This window comes from Streptomyces sp. NPDC001868 (genome assembly GCF_040297125.1).
Lineage (GTDB): Bacteria > Actinomycetota > Actinomycetes > Streptomycetales > Streptomycetaceae > Streptomyces.
Window position 1 is genome coordinate 219,057 of sequence record NZ_JBEOYO010000004.1, and the last position, 18,719, is coordinate 237,775.

19 protein-coding genes are annotated in these 18,719 nt (G+C 72.8%); 8 read left to right on the top strand and 11 right to left on the bottom strand.

Annotated elements, in window-relative coordinates; all coding sequences use genetic code 11:
* Positions 1-92: 92 nt before the first annotated feature.
* From ABT147_RS07460 to ABT147_RS07470, 3 genes are all read right to left on the bottom strand, one after another.
* Entirely contained in the window at positions 93-716 is a 624-nt protein-coding gene (locus tag ABT147_RS07460) for an Rv1733c family protein (RefSeq protein ID WP_351403240.1), read from the bottom strand.
* Between the two features lie 241 nt (positions 717-957).
* Positions 958-1,782 (bottom strand): MOSC domain-containing protein, encoded by an 825-nt coding sequence (locus tag ABT147_RS07465; RefSeq protein ID WP_351403241.1) that lies wholly within the window; start codon positions 1,780-1,782, stop codon positions 958-960.
* Positions 1,783-1,836: 54 nt separating this feature from the next.
* Positions 1,837-2,274 carry a DUF6643 family protein gene (locus ABT147_RS07470; protein WP_351403242.1) on the bottom strand — a complete coding sequence of 146 codons (438 nt, stop codon included), beginning with the start codon at positions 2,272-2,274 and terminating at the stop codon, positions 1,837-1,839.
* Positions 2,275-2,591: 317 nt separating this feature from the next.
* Between ABT147_RS07470 and ABT147_RS07475 the strand changes: the two genes are divergently transcribed.
* Entirely contained in the window at positions 2,592-3,881 is a 1,290-nt protein-coding gene (locus ABT147_RS07475) for a TerD family protein (RefSeq protein ID WP_351403244.1), read from the top strand.
* Between the two features lie 73 nt (positions 3,882-3,954).
* Here ABT147_RS07475 and ABT147_RS07480 read toward each other — a convergent pair whose 3' ends face one another.
* A complete protein-coding gene (locus ABT147_RS07480; protein ID WP_351403245.1) occupies positions 3,955-5,130 on the bottom strand; it encodes a glycosyltransferase in 1,176 nt (391 codons plus the stop codon).
* A 57-nt stretch (positions 5,131-5,187) separates the two neighbouring features.
* On the opposite strand from ABT147_RS07480, the gene ABT147_RS07485 reads away from it, so the two are divergent.
* On the top strand, positions 5,188-5,994 hold the full coding sequence (locus tag ABT147_RS07485) for a glutamate racemase (RefSeq protein WP_351403246.1): 807 nt from the start codon (positions 5,188-5,190) through the stop codon (positions 5,992-5,994).
* Positions 5,995-6,044: 50 nt separating this feature from the next.
* Complete coding sequence (locus ABT147_RS07490; protein ID WP_351403247.1) at positions 6,045-6,602, top strand: hypothetical protein; 558 nt, start codon at positions 6,045-6,047, stop codon at positions 6,600-6,602.
* A 17-nt stretch (positions 6,603-6,619) separates the two neighbouring features.
* Here the strand turns inward: ABT147_RS07490 and ABT147_RS07495 are convergent, their stop codons facing one another.
* Positions 6,620-7,609 (bottom strand): O-antigen ligase family protein, encoded by a 990-nt coding sequence (locus ABT147_RS07495; RefSeq protein WP_351403335.1) that lies wholly within the window; start codon positions 7,607-7,609, stop codon positions 6,620-6,622.
* Positions 7,610-7,919: 310 nt separating this feature from the next.
* On the opposite strand from ABT147_RS07495, the gene lnt reads away from it, so the two are divergent.
* Positions 7,920-9,536: an apolipoprotein N-acyltransferase gene (gene lnt / locus ABT147_RS07500; protein WP_351403248.1), complete on the top strand. Its 1,617-nt coding sequence runs from the start codon at positions 7,920-7,922 to the stop codon at positions 9,534-9,536.
* Between the two features lie 67 nt (positions 9,537-9,603).
* The gene (locus tag ABT147_RS07505) at positions 9,604-10,077 is read left to right on the top strand and encodes an NUDIX hydrolase (protein WP_351403249.1); all 474 of its coding nucleotides are present in this window, start codon (positions 9,604-9,606) and stop codon (positions 10,075-10,077) included.
* 440 nt (positions 10,078-10,517) lie between these two features.
* Here ABT147_RS07505 and ABT147_RS07510 read toward each other — a convergent pair whose 3' ends face one another.
* The 3 genes from ABT147_RS07510 to ABT147_RS07520 all read right to left on the bottom strand — a co-directional run bounded on the left by ABT147_RS07510 (position 10,518) and on the right by ABT147_RS07520 (position 12,412).
* Positions 10,518-10,709: a hypothetical protein gene (locus ABT147_RS07510; protein ID WP_351403250.1), complete on the bottom strand. Its 192-nt coding sequence runs from the start codon at positions 10,707-10,709 to the stop codon at positions 10,518-10,520.
* Positions 10,710-10,977: 268 nt separating this feature from the next.
* Entirely contained in the window at positions 10,978-11,988 is a 1,011-nt protein-coding gene (locus tag ABT147_RS07515) for a zinc-dependent alcohol dehydrogenase (protein WP_351403251.1), read from the bottom strand.
* Complete coding sequence (locus ABT147_RS07520) at positions 11,981-12,412, bottom strand: tautomerase family protein (RefSeq protein ID WP_351403253.1); 432 nt, start codon at positions 12,410-12,412, stop codon at positions 11,981-11,983. The genes ABT147_RS07515 and ABT147_RS07520 overlap by 8 nt, the downstream gene beginning before the upstream one ends.
* 211 nt (positions 12,413-12,623) lie before the next feature.
* Here ABT147_RS07520 and ABT147_RS07525 point away from each other — a divergent pair, with 211 nt between their 5' ends.
* On the top strand, positions 12,624-13,214 hold the full coding sequence (locus ABT147_RS07525) for a TetR/AcrR family transcriptional regulator (protein ID WP_351403254.1): 591 nt from the start codon (positions 12,624-12,626) through the stop codon (positions 13,212-13,214).
* Positions 13,215-13,239: 25 nt separating this feature from the next.
* Here the strand turns inward: ABT147_RS07525 and ABT147_RS07530 are convergent, their stop codons facing one another.
* Complete coding sequence (locus tag ABT147_RS07530; protein WP_351403255.1) at positions 13,240-14,022, bottom strand: PaaX family transcriptional regulator C-terminal domain-containing protein; 783 nt, start codon at positions 14,020-14,022, stop codon at positions 13,240-13,242.
* Positions 14,023-14,098: 76 nt separating this feature from the next.
* Here ABT147_RS07530 and ABT147_RS07535 point away from each other — a divergent pair, with 76 nt between their 5' ends.
* Both ABT147_RS07535 and ABT147_RS07540 read left to right on the top strand, forming a co-directional pair.
* Positions 14,099-15,757 (top strand): DNA alkylation response protein, encoded by a 1,659-nt coding sequence (locus ABT147_RS07535; protein WP_351403256.1) that lies wholly within the window; start codon positions 14,099-14,101, stop codon positions 15,755-15,757.
* 178 nt (positions 15,758-15,935) lie between these two features.
* Positions 15,936-16,514, top strand: coding sequence for a TetR/AcrR family transcriptional regulator (locus ABT147_RS07540; protein ID WP_351403257.1), 579 nt, complete (start codon positions 15,936-15,938; stop codon positions 16,512-16,514).
* 19 nt (positions 16,515-16,533) lie between these two features.
* Here the strand turns inward: ABT147_RS07540 and ABT147_RS07545 are convergent, their stop codons facing one another.
* Positions 16,534-17,421 carry a hypothetical protein gene (locus ABT147_RS07545; RefSeq protein ID WP_351403258.1) on the bottom strand — a complete coding sequence of 296 codons (888 nt, stop codon included), beginning with the start codon at positions 17,419-17,421 and terminating at the stop codon, positions 16,534-16,536.
* Between the two features lie 288 nt (positions 17,422-17,709).
* Positions 17,710-18,717 (bottom strand): protein-ADP-ribose hydrolase, encoded by a 1,008-nt coding sequence (locus tag ABT147_RS07550; protein WP_351403337.1) that lies wholly within the window; start codon positions 18,715-18,717, stop codon positions 17,710-17,712.
* Positions 18,718-18,719 lie beyond the last annotated feature (2 nt).

Sequence of the window (18,719 nt, forward strand, 5' to 3'; positions counted from 1 at the left end):
CTCGTGGAACGCGGGTCGATGCCGAACAGTTCGGCTGGTCGGTCCACCGTAGCGTGCGCGGGCAGGGGGAGTTGACCGGAGTGCGAAGGCGGTCAGCTGCCCGTGCCCGTCCTGCCCCAGTCCGGCCCGGCCTTGTCCCAGGCCTGGTCCCAACGGGCGTACCGGCGGCGGATCATGCGCCAGACGATCAGCCGTCTGCCGCCCTCGACGAGGCCCCCGGCGAGCACGGTGGCGCCGAATCCGGCCAGCACCGCGTGGGTCGTCGCGGTGGCGCTGTCCAGGGGGCGGCCCACGGTGCGGCCCTGTCCGTCGGTCCACAGCGTGAAGCGGTCGCCGGGCTGCGGGGTCTTGAGGTTCGCCATGACCGTGCCGTGGCGGTCGGTGCCGTCCGGGCCGGTCCAGTCGGCGACGACCCGGCTCTGGCGGTCGCGGGTGGTGGCCGTCTCCGGATCCGGGTCCAGCGGGGAGCCGTCGACCTTCTTGACGACGGTGGCCGTCACCCGGTGCCGGGTCTGCTGCTGGTCGCGCACGGACTGCTGCAGGGCGTCCTGGGCGCTGGTGCCGGCGACGGCGCCGATCACGGGGGCGACGAAGAGGATCAGGACGAGGGCCGCGAACGCCAGCCAGGCCTCGACCAGATCGGTCGCCCGCCGCAGGGGGTTGTGCCGCCAACGCCACAGTCCGCCGAACGCCCGTAGCCCACCGATTGCCCGCACTGCCCCACACCCCCTTCCGCGTCCGTGATAACCCGGGGCGGAGCCGTCCACGCGCGGTCACGGTCAAGAGAGAGGGAAATCACCCTCCCATCGGCCTTCTCATGAACTTCTCACAAAGACCCAACGGTCGGACCCGGGGCAGGTGTTCCCTGCACACGAACCGAATCGTAAGAGATTGAATTTTCAAGAGGGGAAGGGGGGTTCCCTCAAGAACGCTCAGATCTCGTCGGGTTCGAACTCCCTATTCGAGCACGCGCACCGGATCGCCGATCCGGACCGTGCCCCCGGATTCCGGCACGAGGTTCTGCCCGAAGACCAGCTTGTCGCCGAAACGGCGATGGCGGGCCAGGGTGCGCAGCGGCTCGCGGCCGCGCACGGCGGTGTCCTGGTCGGTGGTGGTCACCACGCACCGGCCGCACATCTTGGCGACCCGGAAGGTGACCTCGCCGATCGCGACGCGCCGCCAGTCGTCCTCGGCCCAGGCGTCCGTGCCGTCGACGACCACGTTCGGCCGGAAGCGGCTCATGGGGAGCGGGCCCTCCTCGGGGTGGTCGCCCCGTGCGATCAGGGAGTTGAGGGCGTCGAGCGAGCCGAGCGTGGTGAGCAGCAGCGGATAGCCGTCGGCGAAGCTGACGGTCTCGCCGGGACGGGCGAACTCGGGGTCGATCGGGCGGCGGGTCGCCGGGTCGTCGAGATGTGCGAGCCGCACGGGGATGCCCAGGTAGTCGCTGAACCAGGCGTGCGCGGCCGCGTCGGCGGGGACCCCTTCCACCTTGTCCCGCCAGATCTCCACGGTGACCGTGCCCGTGGGCTCGGGCACGGGGACGGTCAGCGGGGCCCGGCCGGACGCGGACAGCAAGAGACCGCCACCGGGCAGCGGCCCGGCGGCGGCCAACGCCAAACGCGGATGCGGACGTTGAGTGATGACCTTGCCCGTGTCGTCGACCAGCACCCAACGACGGTCGCCCGCCAGCCCCCAGGGCTCCACGACGGCCTCGTCGGGGGCGAAGCCCCGGGCCGCCTTCAGCGGGTGGACGTGGATCGAGTGCAGTGACGGATTCCCCATGGGGTCATCCTGCCAGCAGACCGTGACAACCCCACGCGAAACAGTTCAAGTGCCTCAGTACCCGCGGTACTGCTGACCGTTGTACGGATCCTGCTGGTACGGGGCCGCCTGGGCCGGGCGGGGAGCCGCCGGGCGCATGGCCTCGTAGCCGGCCATCGGGCGTTGCTGTTGCTGCTGAGGCTGGGCACCCGGATAGCCGCGCGGCCCCGCTGCCTGCTGCGGGATGTACGCGTTGGGCGCCTGCTGCAGCGGCGAGGGCTGCTGGGCCTGCGGATAGCCGTAGGCGGGCTGGGAGGGGCCGGCCGGCAGCGCGGGCAGCGCCGACGGCAGGGCGGGCAGGTTGCTGCTCGGGATGTCGTACTGGGCGGGTACCCGGATCGGGGCGATCTGAGGGGTTCCCCGCTCGGCGACGAGAGAGTCGTAGATCGGAGTGTCCGCGAAGGACGAGGCGGAGTAGTAACCGCCGCCGTAGGTGGAGCGGGGGGAGGTCATGGCACATAAGTTAAGCCCACGATGTGCTGGTTGGGGAGACCGATAAGAGGGTTGTTTTCCGTGTCGGCAGTGACGCCGGATCCCCAATGCGAGCGAACTCGGCGAAAAAGGGCAGCAAAGAGCGTACTGATCGTGTAAAGGCCGAGTTCCCAGCGGGTTACCGGCGGTTGGCCACGGATCTTTCCGTACGGGTTCTGGGGGTTGCGGGCCCCGGGGGAATAGGTTTGGCGCCGACAACGGATCCGGCCGGATCCGACGGTCCGCGTGGGACGCGGCCTGGCGACGACCTTCTGGATGACCTTCTGATGGGGGCGGACATGTCAATGCCGAAAGGATCGAACACCGCGGTGCCGACCACCGCGCTGCGCGTGGAACTGGGCCGGCGCTCCGGACCGGGCGTGCCCGACACCGACGCCTCGGCGCTGTTGCTCGTCGGCGGAAAGGTGCGCTCGGACGCCGACTTCGTCTTCTACAACCAGCCCGCGCACTCCTCCGGCGCGGTCCGCCACGAGGGCAAACGGGACGTCGGCGACCAGGTGACCGAGTCGCTCCTCGTCGACCTCGCGCGCGTGGAACCGGCCATCGAGACCGTGGTGCTCACCGCCTCCGCGGACGGGGGGACCTTCGGACAGGTGCCCGGGCTGTACATCCGGGTGCTCGACGAACGGGCCGGCACCGAACTCGCCCGCTACGACAGCGCGGACGCCGGCGTCGAAACCGCTTTCGTGCTCGGCGAGTTCTACCGCCGCCAGGGCGCCTGGAAGTTCCGCGCCGTCGGCCAGGGCTACAGCAGCGGCCTGGAGGGCCTCGCCACCGACTACGGCATCACCGTGGACGAACCGCAGCAGACCACGGCGCCCGCACCCGCACCCGTGGCCGCGCCCGTCGCGCCGCCCGTCACCGTGCCGCCCCCGGTGACGCAGGCCCCGCCCCCGCCGCCCGCCCCGCCCGCGACGGCCCCGGCCCCGGTCCGCCTCACCAAGGTCACGCTCACCAAGGAGGCGCCGGCGGTCTCCCTGACCAAACAGGGCGGCACCTCCGGCGCCCTGCGCGTGAACCTCAACTGGGAGGTGCGCAAGCAGTTCAAGGGGTGGGGCAGCAAGCTGGGCCGGGCCGTGGCCATGCACGCGGACCTCGACCTCGACCTGTGCGCCCTGTTCGAACTGTCCGACGGCAGCAAGGGCGTCGTCCAGGCACTCGGCAACGCCTTCGGGTCACTGCGTCAGCCGCCCTTCATCCATCTCGACGGCGACGACCGCACCGGCGCCGTCAGTAGCGGTGAGAACCTCACCGTCAACCTCGACCACACGCAGCACTTCCGGCGCATCCTCATCTTCGTCACCATCTACGAGGGCGCCCGCTCCTTCGCCGATCTGCACGCGACGGTCACCCTCCAGCCGCAGCACGGCGCCCCCATCGACTTCTCCCTCGACGAGTGCACCGTCCCCTCCACCGTCTGCGCCCTCGCCCTCATCACCAACCAGGGCGGCGACCTCATCGTCCAGCGCGAGGCCCGCTACCTCGTCCCCGAACGCGGTGTGAGCCCGCAGCGCACGGTCGACTACGCCTACGGGTGGGGGATGAACTGGACCCCGGGCAGGAAGTAACCGCGCCCTCGGCCGTTTCCTCATATTCCTCATATGAGGGGCCCTCGGTGGACGAGGGGTCCCCGGTGCGGGGCTAGCCCTCGTCCGGGACCGTGTCCGGGCGGGCGTAGGTGCGGCCCTTCCAGGCCGCACCGCGCCCCCGGTGGTGCCGCACCGCGGAGTCGACCGTCATGAGCAGATACAGGAACGCGGTGAACGGCAGCAGCGGAGCGAGCCACGGCGACTGACCGTAGTAGCGGAGCATCGGCAGATACGTCGCCGTCATCAGCAGCCAGGCGAGCCCGCCGAGGAGGGCCGTCGGGAGGTCTCCCGTGGCCGACCCCACCATGAGCCCCACGGGCGGTACGAGGTACACCAGCGCCAGACCGAGGACCGTGCCGGTGAGCAGCAGCGGGCTGTGCAGCAGCTGGGCGTAGGCGCTGCGCGAGACCATGCGCCACAGGTCGTGGAGCCGAGGGTAGGGCCGCACGCTGTCCACCCGCTCCGCGAGGCCCAGCCAGATGTGGCCGCCGCTCCGCTTGACCGCCCCGGCCAGGGCCACGTCGTCGATGACCGCCTGCCGGATCGCGTCCGGGATCCGCGCCCGCTCGGCGGCCTCTGCACCCAGCAGCACACAGCCGCCCGCGGCCGCCGCCGTGCGTGAACCCCGTACGCCGATCCGGCGGAACGGATAGAGCTGGGCGAAGAAGTAGACGAAGGCGGGCACGACGAGCTTCTCCCAGACGCTCTCTGCGCGCAGCCTGGCCATCTGGGAGACGAGGTCGAAGCCGCCGGTGCGCGCGGCGGCCACCAACGCGCGCAGGCTGTCCGGCCGGTGCGCGATGTCCGCGTCCGTCAGCAGCAGGAACTCGGGTCCACGCGCGCGTGCCAGCTCCATTCCGTGCCGTACGGCCCAGAGCTTGCCCGTCCAGCCGGCGGGCGGCTCCCCGGGCGAGGACACGGTCAGGGGCAGTCCGCCGAAGCGCCGGGACAGCTCACCGGCCAGGTCACCGGTGCCGTCCGAGCTGCCGTCGTCGACCAGGAATACCTCCGCCCGGCCGGGGTAGTCCTGGGCCAGCAGCGACGGCAGGCTCTCGGGCAGTACGGCGGCCTCGTCGCGCGCGGGGACGACGACGCAGACGTACGGCCAGTCGTCCGGGTCTCGGCGCGGTGGCAGACGTACGTCCGTGCGCCAGAAGAAGCCCTGGCCGAGCAACAGCCACAGCCAGGCGGCGAGTGATCCGGCGGCGATCCATGCGAGGGCGCTCACGCTCGCAGTCTGCCCCACCCGGGCGGTCCCACCGAGGCCATCGTCTATCGTGGCCGGGTGAAGATCGCGCTCATGGACTCCGGTATCGGTCTGCTCCCCGCCGCCGCCGCGGTACGGCGTCTGCGGCCCGACGCGGATCTCGTGATCTCCTCGGACCCCGACGGCATGCCCTGGGGCCCGCGCACTCCGCAGGATCTGACGGAGCGTGCCCTCGCCGTCGCCGAGGCGGCGGCGGCCCACCGGCCCGACGCCCTGATCGTCGGCTGCAACACCGCGTCCGTGCACGCCCTGCCCGCCCTGCGCGCCCTCCTCGAACCCGGTCTGCCGGTCATCGGCACCGTCCCGGCGATCAAGCCGGCCGCGTCCGCCGGCGGCCCGTTCACCATCTGGGCGACGCCCGCCACCACCGGCAGCCCCTATCAGCGCGGCCTCATCGAGGAGTTCGCCGACGGGGTGCCGGTCACCGAGGTGCCCTGCTGGGGACTGGCCGAGGCGGTGGAGCACACCGACGACGCGGCGATCGACGCCGCCATCGCCGCGGCCGCCGCGCTCACCCCGGACGATGTGACGACCGTCGTCCTGGGCTGCACCCATTACGAACTGGTCGCCGAACGCATCCGCGCGGCCGTCCAGAAGCCCGGCCGGCCGCCCCTGGTCCTGCACGGTTCCGCCGGCGCCGTGGCCGCCCAGGCGCTGCGCCGCATCGGCCAGCTGCCGAAGCCCGAGGCCGACTGGACCGCCGCCACGCTCACCGTCATCCTCAGCGGTCGCGAGGGCGCGCTGCCCGCCTCGGCCCTGGCCTACGAGGAGGGCAGGCTGCTCGGGACGACCGCTCCCGCGCCTGCCGTCCACGCGGAGCAGTAACGTTCCGCAACCAGGTGCCCGCGCTGCGGAACCTGAGTAGTCTCAGAGCCATGAGGGACCATCCCCACGGCGAGACGGGCGCCCCCGTAGGCCCGCACCCCGAGGTCTGGACCGGCCGCGCCACCAACCGCGGCCAATGGCTGCTGGCACTGGGCGGCGCCGCCTTCATGGCACTGGGCATCGAACTCGCGGTCGACTCCGCGTGGACGTCCGGAGTCGCCCCGCTGCTGATGGCGGTCGTCGGCTGCATCGCGGCAGGGGTGCTCGTCCTCTTCGGCACGCTCGCGTTCGTGCACGTCTCCGTGAAGGTCGACCAGGTATCCCTCGAAGTCCGCTGCGGCCACATCGGCGTGCCGCGCCGCCGCATCCCCCTGTCCCAGGTCGCCGACGCCGTCTTCGCGCCGTGCGTCACGCCCCACCAGTGGGGCGGCTGGGGCTACCGCTGGCGGCCGGAGAAGGGCACCGCCGTCGTCGTACGACGGGGGGAGGCCGTGGTGCTGCGGCTGTGGGACGGCCACACCTTCACGATCACCGTGGACAACGCGGAGACGGCCGTCAGCGTCATCCGTGCCCGGCTGACTCCGAAGGAGTCCGGCGCCGCGCGCTGACGCCCTCGACCACGGGACTACCGGTCGTCGAGATCCGGCACGTCGGCGCCGTGGCCCTCGTCCGTCAGGGGCCGGGCCGTCGCCATCCCCGCGAGCAGGCCCGCGCCCGCCGTCACGGTCGTGAAGCTCAGCGCGTTGCCGACCGCCGCGATCACGGCCAGCGCGGACAGGGCGGCGCCCGCCGTGAGGACGACCGGCGTGGGGCGAGGGGCCCGCCACAGGACGTACAGGATCCAGCCGAACACCGCGGCGAGCAGGGCGACACCCATGAGCCCCTGCTCGGCCGCCAGCTGCAAGGGCGCCGAGTGCGGTCTGTCGTCGGCCGACAACGTCAGGGCGACCGTCGGACTGAGTTCCCCGAAGCGGCCCGGCCCGGTGCCCAGCCACGGTTCGTCGTGGACGAGGCCGAGCGCGTCGTGCCACAGCTGGACCCGGTGCGGGGTGAGCTGCCCTTCCAGCGAGTCGGTCAGCCCGGCCGGCAGGGCGTCCTCGGCGATCCCCCACACCGTCGCCGTCACCAGGGCCGTGCCGAGCGCGAGTCCCGCGAGTCCCAGGCCCCGGTGCCGCATCCGGGCCGCCGCGAGCGAGCACAGCAGCACCCCGGCGCACGCGGCGAAACCGGTGGTCGAGCCCAGCACGGCCGCCGTCACCGCGATACCGCAGGCCAGCAGCCGCAGGGCCAGCCGAGGCCCGGCCGAGCGGGCCGCCCAGGCGGCACAGCAGGCGGCGCCCGCGGACAGCGCCAGCAGCGCGGCGGTCGCGCCCGTGTGCCCGAGCGGTGAGATCAGCGGTGAGCCCGCCAGGGCGTGCGGGGCGGTGACCGCGAGACCGAGACCGGCCAGCGCTCCGGCGGACGGTGCCAGCACCGGCAGCAGGGCACCGCAGATCCGGCCCGCCGCGTAACCGGCCGCCACCGCGAGCACCGCCAGCAGCACACCTTCCGGGCGGCCGCCCCGCGCCGCCGCCGTGGTCAACGACCAGGCCGCGCACGCCCCGAGCAGGAGCACGCCCGTGACATCGGAGACGTTCCGTCTCTCCCGCGCGGCCGACGCTCCGGCCGCCGGCTCCGTCCCTGTGGACCCCAAACCCGTAGCCCCCGACTGTGACGGGCCTCGACAGCCCCCCGACCCTGACGGGCCTCGACCGCTCGTACCGCATCCGGCCGCACGTCAGAGGCTCGCGCACACCGTAACGGGTGATGCGCCGGTTTGTGGACGAGTTGCGCAGGAACGTTGCGGCTGGTGTGCGACAAATGCCTCACCCGGGACGCACGGGCCGCGCTGTCGGCGCCGGGGTGACGCGCCGTACACTCCCCGAGTGACCGTCACCGCCACTCCCGTAGACGAGCCGGAACAGCTCGAACCCCAGGCCGCGCCCGTCTCCCGGGCGTCCCGATGGGTCGGCCGGCTCCTTCCGGCCGCCGCCGCGGCGCTCTCCGGGGTGCTGCTCTACGTCAGCTTCCCGCCCCGGACCCTGTGGTGGCTGGCCCTGCCGGCCTTCGCGGTCTTCGGCTGGGTGCTGCGCGGGCGGAGCTGGAAGGCGGGCCTCGGGCTCGGCTATCTCTTCGGCCTCGGATTCCTGCTGCCGCTGCTGGTGTGGACCGGTGTGGAGGTGGGCCCCGGCCCGTGGCTGGCGCTCGTGGTGATCGAGGCGGTGTTCGTGGCGCTCGTCGGCGCGGGCGTCGCCGTCGTGTCGAAGCTCCCCGGCTGGCCGCTCTGGGCCGCCGCGCTGTGGGTCGCCGGCGAGGCGGCACGCGCGCGTGCCCCGTTCAGCGGCTTCCCCTGGGGCAAGATCGCCTTCGGCCAGGCGGACGGCGTCTTCCTGCCGCTTGCCGCGCTCGGCGGCACCCCGGTGCTCGGCTTCGCGGTCGTCCTGTGCGGCTTCGGCCTGTACGAGGCGGTGCGGCTGGTGGTCGAGAACCGGCGCACCGGCGAGGCCGTACGCCGGAGCACCGCGATCGTCGCGGCACTCGCCGTCTCCGTCCCCCTGGTGGGCGCCTTCGCGTCCCGTGCGCTGGTGAGCGACAAGGCGGAGAACGGCACCGCGACCGTGGCGGTCATCCAGGGCAACGTGCCGCGCCTCGGGCTCGACTTCAACGCCCAGCGCCGGGCCGTGCTCGACTACCACGCCAAGGAGACCGAGCGGCTGGCCGCCGAGGTCGAGGCCGGCAAGGTCGAGCGGCCCGACTTCGTGCTCTGGCCGGAGAACTCCTCCGACATCGACCCCTTCGCCAACTCCGACGCCCGTGCGGTGATCGACAAGGCGGCCCTCGCCATCGGCGCCCCCATCTCCGTCGGCGGTGTCGTCGAGCGGGACGGCAAGCTCTACAACGAGCAGATCCTCTGGGACCCGGAGAAGGGCCCCGTCGACACGTACGACAAGCGGCAGATCCAGCCGTTCGGCGAGTATCTGCCCCTGCGGTCGCTCATCGGCGCCATCAACAGCGAGTGGACGTCCATGGTCCGCCAGGACTTCAGCCGGGGCACCGAGCCGGGTGTCTTCACCATGGACGGGGCCAAGGTCGGTCTCGTGACCTGCTACGAGGCGGCCTTCGACTGGGCCGTGCGCTCCGAGGTCGTCGACGGCGCCCAGCTGATCTCGGTGCCGAGCAACAACGCCACCTTCGACCGCAGCGAGATGACCTACCAGCAACTCGCCATGTCCCGGGTCCGCGCCGTCGAGCACAGCCGTACCGTCACCGTGCCGGTGACCAGCGGCGTCAGCGCGATCATCATGCCGGACGGCAGGATCACCCAGAAGACGGGCATGTTCGTCCCCGACTCCCTGGTGCAGAAGGTGCCGCTGCGCTCCTCGGAGACGCCCGCCACCAAGCTCGGCATCGCGCCCGAGATGCTTCTGGTGCTGGTCGCGGCCGGTGGGCTCGGCTGGGCGATCGGGGCCGGTGTGCGCGGGAGGCGCGCCGGTGGCGTGTAGCCGTACGCCTCTCGTGCGCGTCCGGGATGCGGCGGGGTGACGGAACCGGCCCGTTAGGGTCGGCTCCATGGCTACCCCTGACTTCATCCGCACACTCCGTGCTTCCGCCGGCAACCAGCTGCTCTGGCTCCCCGGAGTCACCGCCCTCGTCTTCGACGACGAGGGCAGAGTGCTGCTCAACCGCCGGTCCGACAACGGCAAGTGGTCGCTCATCGGCGGCATCCCGGACCCGGGGGAGCAGCCGGCGGCCTGTGCCGTGCGGGAGGTGTTCGAGGAGACGGCGGTCCGGTGCGTGGCCGAACGGATCGTCCTCGTCCAGGCGTTGGACCCGGTGCGGTACGACAACGGGGACGTCTGCCAGTACATGGACACCACGTTCCACTGCCGTGCCGTCGGCGGCGAGGCCCGGGTGAACGACGACGAGTCGCTGGAGGTCGGCTGGTTCTCCCTGGACGCCCTGCCGGACCTGGGCGAGTTCGCGCTGTTCCGTATCAAGCAGGCGATGTCCGACGCGGTCACGTGGTTCGACCCCACGGTCTGAGGGCGGACGGTCCTCGGTACCTGCCGCAAGCGGGTACCGGCGAGGTCGCCCACCTGACCGAACCGACCGTGCCCCTGTCCCCCGACCGGCACCGCTGTGCTGCGCGGTGCCGGTCGGGGATGTGGAGGTCCACGGATGAGACGGGACGACCCGCTAGGGCTGGGCGGAGGCCGTGGCGTCGGTGGTCTCGGTGCGGGACGCGGTCAGCCGGAGCGTCAGGGCAGCCGCGACCCCCGCCGACAGGCCCCGGACGAGGGCGGCCGGGACGCCGTCGCCGAGACCGTGACCACGTACAGATCCCAGCGCGGCTGCGACCCGTCCACCAGCATCCGCAGGAACTGGCTCGTCAGCAGGCCGAGTACGGTCGCGCAGACCGCGCCGACCGCCAGCGCGGGGACCGTGGCCCGGGTGAGCAGGCCGGGCAGCAGGCGCAGGGACCATCAGACCACGCCGAGCAGTACTGCATCGATGACGCGGTACAGGAACCAGCCGCCGAGCGGGGTGCCCGCCGGGCCCGACCAGGCGCAGAGCAGCAGCCACTGGCGCAGGAGGTCACCCGGTTCGGAGAGCCGGCCGCCACCCGCGAAGGCCGTTTGGAGGGAGACGGCGGCCGACTGGTACGAGAGGATCACCAGGAAGAACGCGATGAGCGCTGTTCCGGCGGTGGCGGCCGGACGGGCGGAGCGTGCCGGGACGGCTTTCTGCGGCAGCGGGCCGGCGCCCTTGGCGGTGACCCGCGCGATGAGGATCGTCGCCAGGGCGGATAGTCATGTGCCGTCGCCCGATCGACCGTACCCCGTGTGTCTCCTGGCAGAGGGGGAGACTGCGGTGCGGCGATCACACGGAGATCACAGAGGCGCGTCGGCTTGCCCGTCTGCCCGTTCCCCCCCGTGGGCCGGGTCAGTCGTCGGCGCGTACGAAGACGGGCTTGAGGTGCTTCTCCGGGAGCGCGTCGGGCAGTCGCTCCCAGTCGAGGACATGGGAGACGACCCGCGCGGGGTCGACCTTCCCGGAGCGGGCCAGGTCGAGGGCGTCGGGGATGTGGGCGCGGACGTTGTCCCGGGCGACGCGCAGGGTGACCCCGGTGAGGTACATGTCGAGCAGCGGCAGTTCGCCGGGGCGGAAGTGGTTGCCCGCCGACTCGCAGACGCCTTCCGGCACGAGGGACTGGACGGCGAGGGCCAGTTGGTCGACGCGGCCGGTGGCCTCGACGGCTATGTCGAAGCCGTGCCCGACGGGTTCGAGTGTCCCGGCGGTACGGGCGCCGAAGTCCTCGGCGAGCGCGCGGTGTTCGGGGTCGGGGTCGACGTACAGCACGTCGGAGGCGCCGAGCGCGCGGGCGATGTCGCAGACGTACAGGCCGATGCTGCCCCGGGCCACGACCAGGACGCGGGCGCCGGGCCGGTTCCTCAGGTGGGGTGCGACCAGGCGCCAGGACAGGGACCAGTTGTCGCTCGCGGAGGCCATGGCGACGGGGTCGAGGCCGGCGGGCAAGGGCACCAGCATGGCGTCCGCGTACGGCACCCGGACCAGGTCGGAGAAGAGGCCGCCCCAACTGCCGCCGATCGGCGCCCCGTACATCGCCATGTGCGGGACGGCCGCGCAGTGGGCGGTGAGCCCGGCCCGGCAGTGGTCGCAGGAGCCGCAGTTGATGGACCAGGGGACGACCACCAAGTCGCCGGGGGTCACGGTGGTGGCGGCGTCGCCGGTCTCGACGACGCGGGCCACGCACTCGTGGCCGAGGGCGAACGGCGGGTCGATGAAGCCGTGTCCGGCCAGGATCGCGGAGTCCACGTCGCACGAGGTGGCGGCCACCGGGGCGACGATCGCCTCCGCGTCCGACCGGAGCTTCGGGTCGGGCGCCTCGCGCCACTCGACGGTGTGGCGGGCCACGTAGGTCAGTTCACGCATCGGTCCGCTGCCCCTTCGTCAGCGCGACGAGGTCGGCGAAGCGGATGACGGAGCCGCCCGCGCCCCAGGTGCCGTCGGGCTGCTCGTGCACCAGCACCCACACCCGGAGGGCGTCGTCCCCGGTGAGCCCGGCGGCTTCGAGGACGGTCCTGGTGGCCTCCTCGATCAGCCCGGCCCTGCGGCGCTCGGACAGCGCCCCCTGCGGGACGGTCACCTCCACGAGGAAGCGCGGCGCGTCGTCCTCCGCCGTGGTCTGCGCCCCCTCGGGCAGCTCGGCCAGATAGCTCCACGCCTGGGCGCGGAAGAACGCGGTGTCCGGTGCGCCCTCCCAGCGCAGCAGCACGGCGGCCAGCTCGCGCTGAACCCGCGCGCGGCCCTCCTCGGTCAGCGAACCGGTCGGGGCGGTGAGCCGGATCATCGGCATGACGGAATCCCTTCGGGGGTGTGGATCGTCGGTTTCGCTCGTCGTTCCCGGCTCGTCGTTCCCGGCTCGTCGGTCTCGGATCGTGGGTCTCGGATCGTGGGTCTCAGGGGTCGGCTGGGGGCCGACGCCCTTCGCACGATCTATGACGATCGTTATAAACGGAGGTCACGCTAGACTATGACGAGCGATATAGCCAGAGGGGAGTACGGCCTTGACCCAAGGCGGCACGCCGTCCCGTGAACGCATCGTGGCCGGGGCGGCCGATCTGATCAGCAGGCGCGGCCTGAACGCCGCGAGCATCCGGAACCTGGCCAAACACGCCGAGGCGCCCCTCGGCTCGACCTACCACTACTTCCCCGAGGGCAAGGGACAACTGGCCACCGAGGCCGTGCGGTACGCGGACGCGGCCGTCGTCCGCATCCTGCGCAAGGCGCTGGAGGAGGGGCCGGTCGCCGGGCTGGGTGCCTTCCTGGCCCTGTGGCGCGGCATCGTCCTCGACAGCGGGTTCCGCGCCGGCTGCCCCGTGCTCGCCGTATCGGTCGAGGAACCCCCGGCCGACACCATCCCCCCGGCCCTCGCCGCGGCCGCCGAGGCGTTCGACAGCTGGGAGCGACTGCTCGCCGACTCGCTGCGCGCACACGGCGCCGACCCGGAACGGGCCGCCGCGCTCGCCGCCCTCGTCGTCGCCTCGGTCGAGGGGGCCATCGCCATGTGCCGCGCCAAGCGCGGCACCCAGCCGCTCGACCATGTGGCGCAGCAGCTCGAAGCGCTGATCGCCGGGGCCGTCGAACAACGAACCTGAGGGGGCGGCGCCCGGCGCGTGGCTCTCAGTCCGCGCGCCCCAGCACCGTCTCGACCAGCTCCCGCCGGTACGTCGTGTAGGCGGCCCGCAGTTCGGGGCCCGGCCAGCGGTCCGGCAGGAGTTCGGGCGGCAGGACGGGGTCGGCGAGCAGATGCCGTACGGCGGCCGCGAGGGCGGTGAAGCGGTCGGCGGGCTCCCGGGTCCGCTCGATGTGGGCGAGCAGTGCCTCGGAGGTGGCGGCCCAGGCGTCCAGCGGCCACAGGCGCGCCGCCAGCTCCCCGGCGGTCGGGCCTCCGCTGGTGGGGCCGTCGGTCGGTTGATCCGGGCGGCACGTGAAGTGCTGGACCGCCGCGTCCAGGCCCGGCGGGCGGGTGCGGTGGAGGTTGGCCGGGCGCAGCCACACGCCCTCCCGCAGCTCGGCGAGCCGTAGGGCCGTCAGCCGTGTGCGCAGGTCGGCGCGCTCGGCGGGGCGGCGCCCGGTCGCGGTGACGACGGCCATCTCCCAGTCGCCGTCCCATGGCCGGGTCTCGGGGTGGACCGCCTCGTCCTGGCGGCGCCGACGCTCCAGGAGCCGGTCGCTGAGGCGGTAGACCGCGTCCGCCCGCCGCAGGTCCCCGGCCGACACCATCCGGCTGAGCGCGGCCCGCAGCGTGGACCCGGCGACCCCGAACACCTCCACATGGCGCACCAGATCCTTCACGGGCAGCTCCGGCGGCCGCATGCCCAGCAGCAGGCTCAGGACGACCGACCGCGCGGACAACGGCCGCAGTTCGAGCTCGGCGGGCCGCCCCGACACGTTCGTCTGCATGACCCCGTACTGTACTGGGCATTCGATCATTGTTACGTCATAGCTGCGGTCGTAGGGATGATGTAATACTCGCCGCATGGTCTCGATACTCGCGCACACACAGCCGCAGTACGCCACCCACGACGTCACCAACCAGCCCCCGCCGCTCGCCCCGTACGACGCCTCCGCGGACGCGGCCCTGCTGGAGGGGCTGCGCAGGGAGGGCGCGGAGTGGGCCGAGAAGGACGTACGGCGGCTCGGGCTCCTCGCCGGGGGCGCCGAGGCGCAGGAGTGGGCCGAGCAGGCCAACCGGTACGAGCCGGAACTGCGCACGCACGACCGCTACGGCAACCGCGTCGACGAGGTCGACTTCCACCCCGCCTGGCACCACCTGATGCGGACCGCGGTGAGCGAGGGCCTGGCGGGCGCGGCCTGGGCGGACGACCGGCCCGGCGCCCATGTCGCGCGTATCGCCGGCGCCCTGGTGTGGGGTCACACGGAGGCCGGGCACACATGTCCCACCTCGATGACGTACGCGGTCGTGCCCGCGCTGCGCCGGCAGCCGGAGCTGGCCGCCGTGTACGAGCCGCTGCTGACCGGCCGGGAGTACGAGCCGGACCTGCGGGTGCCCACCGAGAAACGCGGGCTGCTCGCCGGGATGGGGATGACCGAGAAGCAGGGCGGCAGCGACGTACGCGCCAACACCACGACGGCCACGCCCAGCGCCGAGCCCGGTGTGTACACCCTGCGCGGGCACAAGTGGTTCACGTCGGCGCCGATGTGCGATCTCTTCCTGGTGCTGGCCCAGGCGCCGGACGGGCTGACCTGCTTCCTGGTGCCGCGTGTCCTGCCGGACGGCAGCCGCAACACCTTCCGCGTCCAGCGGCTCAAGGACAAGCTGGGCAACCGCTCCAACGCGTCCTCGGAGCCGGAGTTCGACGGCACCGTGGCCTGGCGGGTCGGGCCCGAGGGGCAGGGCGTGAAGACCATCATCGAGATGGTCAACTGCACCAGGCTCGACTGCGTGATGGGCTCCGCGACGCTGATGCGCAAGACGCTCGTCGAGGCGGGCCATCACGCACGGCACCGCAGCGCCTTCGGTGCGCGGCTCCTCGACCAGCCCCTGATGCGCAACGTCCTGGCCGATCTCGCGCTGGAGTCCGAGGCGGCCACGACCCTCACCCTGCGGCTGGCCGGTGCCGCCGACCGGTCGGTGCGCGGCGACGAGGGCGAGCGGATGTTCCGCCGGATCGCCACCGCCGTCGGCAAGTACTGGGTGACCAAGCGGGGCCCGGCCTTCACCGCGGAGGCGCTGGAGTGCCTGGGCGGCAACGGCTACGTCGAGGACTCGGGCATGCCCCGCCACTACCGCGAGGCACCCCTGCTGTCGATCTGGGAGGGCTCGGGCAACGTCAACGCCCTCGACGTCCTGCGGGCGTTGACCCGCACCCCCGGCACGGCGGACGCGCTGTTCGCCGAACTCGCCCTGGCCCAGGGGGCGGACACCCGGCTCGACACGGCCGCCGCCCGGCTGAAGAACGCGGTGCGCGAGGCCGACGAGACCGGCGCCCGGCGCCTGGTGGAGCGCATGGCCCTGACCCTGCAGGCCTCCCTGCTGGTCCGCCACGCCCCGCCCGCCGTCGCCGACGCCTTCTGCGCGACCCGGCTCGACGGCGACTGGGGGTACGCGTACGGCACCCTCCCGGGCTCCGTCGACCTGGACGGAATCCTGCGGCGGGCCCTGCCGACCGGATGACGCGGCGGCCACCGCCCCGGGCGCCGACGGCGCGTGGCGGCCACGACCCCGGGCGCAGACGGCCGTACGGATCGCCTCGACATCCTCCTGCTCCTCCTGGCCGTAAATCGCGGTAAGGTACGCCTAAGTGGACACGTGTCCAGTAGTGCCGGGTGTGCGTCAGGGAGGAGGGGGAGCGGTGTCGACGAGTGAGGTGCCCCAGCGGTCCGACGCGCAGCGGAATCGTGAGCGCATCCTTGAGGTGGCGCTGGCCGAGCTGTCGCGTTCCGCCGACGTCCCGCTCAGCGCGATCGCGAAGAAGGCGGGTGTCGGACAGGGCACGTTCTACCGCAACTTCCCCAACCGTGAGGCGCTCGTCCTGGAGGTCCACCGCCAGGAGGTACGGCAACTCGCCGACAGCGCGGCCGAACTGGCGCGCACCCGCGAGCCCGACCGGGCGCTGCGGGAGTGGATGGACGACCTCGCCCGCTACGCCACGGCCAAGGCCGGTCTGGCGGACGCGCTGCGCCAGGCCACCGCCGCGACCGGCGGAGCGGCGAAACCCGGCTCCCATCTCCTCCTCGCCGCGATCGAACTCCTGCTCAACGCCAACCACGAGGCCGGCACCATCCGCCCGGGCGTGACCGCCGACGACTTCTTTCTCGCCATCGCCGGCGTCTGGCAGCTCGACCCCCGGGGTGACTGGCAGCCCCGCGCCGCCCGCCTCTTCGACCTCGTCATGCGCGGCCTGCGCGCGGGAGCGCCCGGCCACGAGTGACCCGGCCGAGGCCGTCCGTTCAGGACCGGTCCAGGGTGCGGCGGACGACGTACGGCAGGATGCCGCCGTGGCGGAGGTAGGACAGCTCCTGCCCGGAGAAGATCCGCAGCCGCAGGTCCACGGTCTCCCGGCTGCCGTCCTTCCGCGTGATGCGCAGGGCGATGGGACGGGTCCCCACCGACAGGCCGTCGAAGCCCTCGAACGTCAGCACCTCCTCGCCGGTGAAGACGTACGAGGACGCGCGGTCGCCCTCGGTGAACTCCAGCGGCAGCACACCCATGCCGATCAGATTGCTGCGGTGGATGCGCTCGTACGACTCGGCGACGACCGCGCGGACGCCCAGCAGGGCCTGGGCCTTGGCCGCCCAGTCGCGGCTGGAACCGGCGCCGTAGTCGCGACCGGCGACGACGACCAGGTCGTGTCCGGACTGGCGGTAGGTCGGCGCGGCCTCGTGTACGGGCAGGACGCCGGAGCGGTCGGCCGTGTACGCGTGACCGCCCAGCCCCAGCCCCGGTTTCCGGTCCCGCACCGCCAGGTTGGTGACGGTCGGGTTGGTGAAGGCGCCGCGCAGCATGACCTCGTGGTTGCTGCGGCGGGTCGCGTACTGGTTCAGGTCGCGGCGGGCGACGCCGCGCTCGGTGAGCCACCGGCCCGCCGCGCTGTCGGCGGGGATGCGGCCGGCGGGGGAGATGCGGTCGGTGGTGACGTCGTCGCCCAGACGCAGCAACACCTTGGCGCCGCGCGGCGCGAGACGGTCCGGAGCGGTCGTCGACAGGCCGGTCAGATGCGGGGGACGACGGATGTACGTCGACCGCGGGTCCCAGGGGAAGCGGATGCCGGCGGGCGCCTCCAGCCGGCGCCAGGCGTCGGTACCGTCGCGCAACCGCTCGGCGTTGGCACGGAACATCTCCGGACGGACGTGCTCGGCACCCACTGTTCCGTGACATGCGCGCCCTCCTTCAGTCCGCTGCGGCGGAACAGGTCCAGCAGGAGGGTGGCGAGGGAAGTGGTCAGGTTCGGCCGTGACATCGGTCCCCGCGCTTGTCGAGTGGAGTGGGAGGGAGGGTGAGGGGGCCATCCTAAGAGTTCCGGTGGTGTGGGAAGGGCTCGCGGCGGCCCTGGGGGTGAGGCATGCCCGGGGCGCACGATTGTATCTATCGATCGCCAGATACAAGAGGGGTGCTGATGGCTCCGGTCAACCGGTGGGCGTCTCGCTGAGGGCGCGTCGGTAGACGGACTCGTCCTCGGGTTCGAAGACGTTGAGGACGACCCGGTCGAGGCGGCCGGGGTGGTCGACGAGCCAGTCGGAGACCGTGCGAAGGGCGAGGGGGGCGGCTTCGGATCTGGGGTAGCCGAAGACGCCGGTGCTCACGGAGCAGAAGGCGAGGGTGCGGATCGACTCCACTTCGGCGGCGAGGTCGAGGCAGGCCCGGTAGGCGGCGGCCAACGCCTCGGCGTCGTCCGGGGCGGGGCGGCCGTGGATCACGGGGCCGACCGTGTGGAGGACGTGGGCGGCCGGCAGATGATGTCCCCGGGTGATCTTGGCGGTGCCGGTCGGCTCCGAGGCGCCCTGCAAGGTGATGACGGTGTGGCAGTCGTCCCGCAGACGGGGCCCGGCCGCGCTGTGGATGGCGTTGTCGACACAGGGGTGCAGGGGCTGGAAGCAGCCGAGCAGGGCGCTGTTGGCGGCGTTGACGATGGCGTCCACCGCGAGGGTCGTGATGTCTCCCCGCCACAGGGTCAGGTGCTCTGCCGCCTGGTGGGTGGAGCCGGGGAACTCCTCGGCGACGGTGGGCAGTTGGCGTACGTCGACCGTGGTGCGCAGCCGGCGCTCCAAGTCCAGGACCGCGTCCACCGCGTCGTGCGCGTCGGCGGACAGGGGGCCCGGCGGGCGGACCGTCAGCAGGGCCCGCAGCACCCGGCGGGCCGTCGTCGCGTCAGCGTCCGCGAGGTCGCGCAGGGTGTCGGCGCGCAGGCCCAGCCGTGGCACGGCCGCGTCGGTGCTGAGCAGGTTCAGCGCCGTGCGTACGTACGCGTCCAGTTGTCCGGGGGAGGCGTCGGTGGGTGTGGGTGTGGGCCGGACGACCGGGTCGTCCAGGGCGATCGCGGTGCGGTAGGCGGTCAGCGGCAACGCCGACGGCCCGGCCGCTCGGACCGCTGGGGCCTCTCGCGCGGTCGGGCCGTCGGACAGGGTGCGGGGCATTG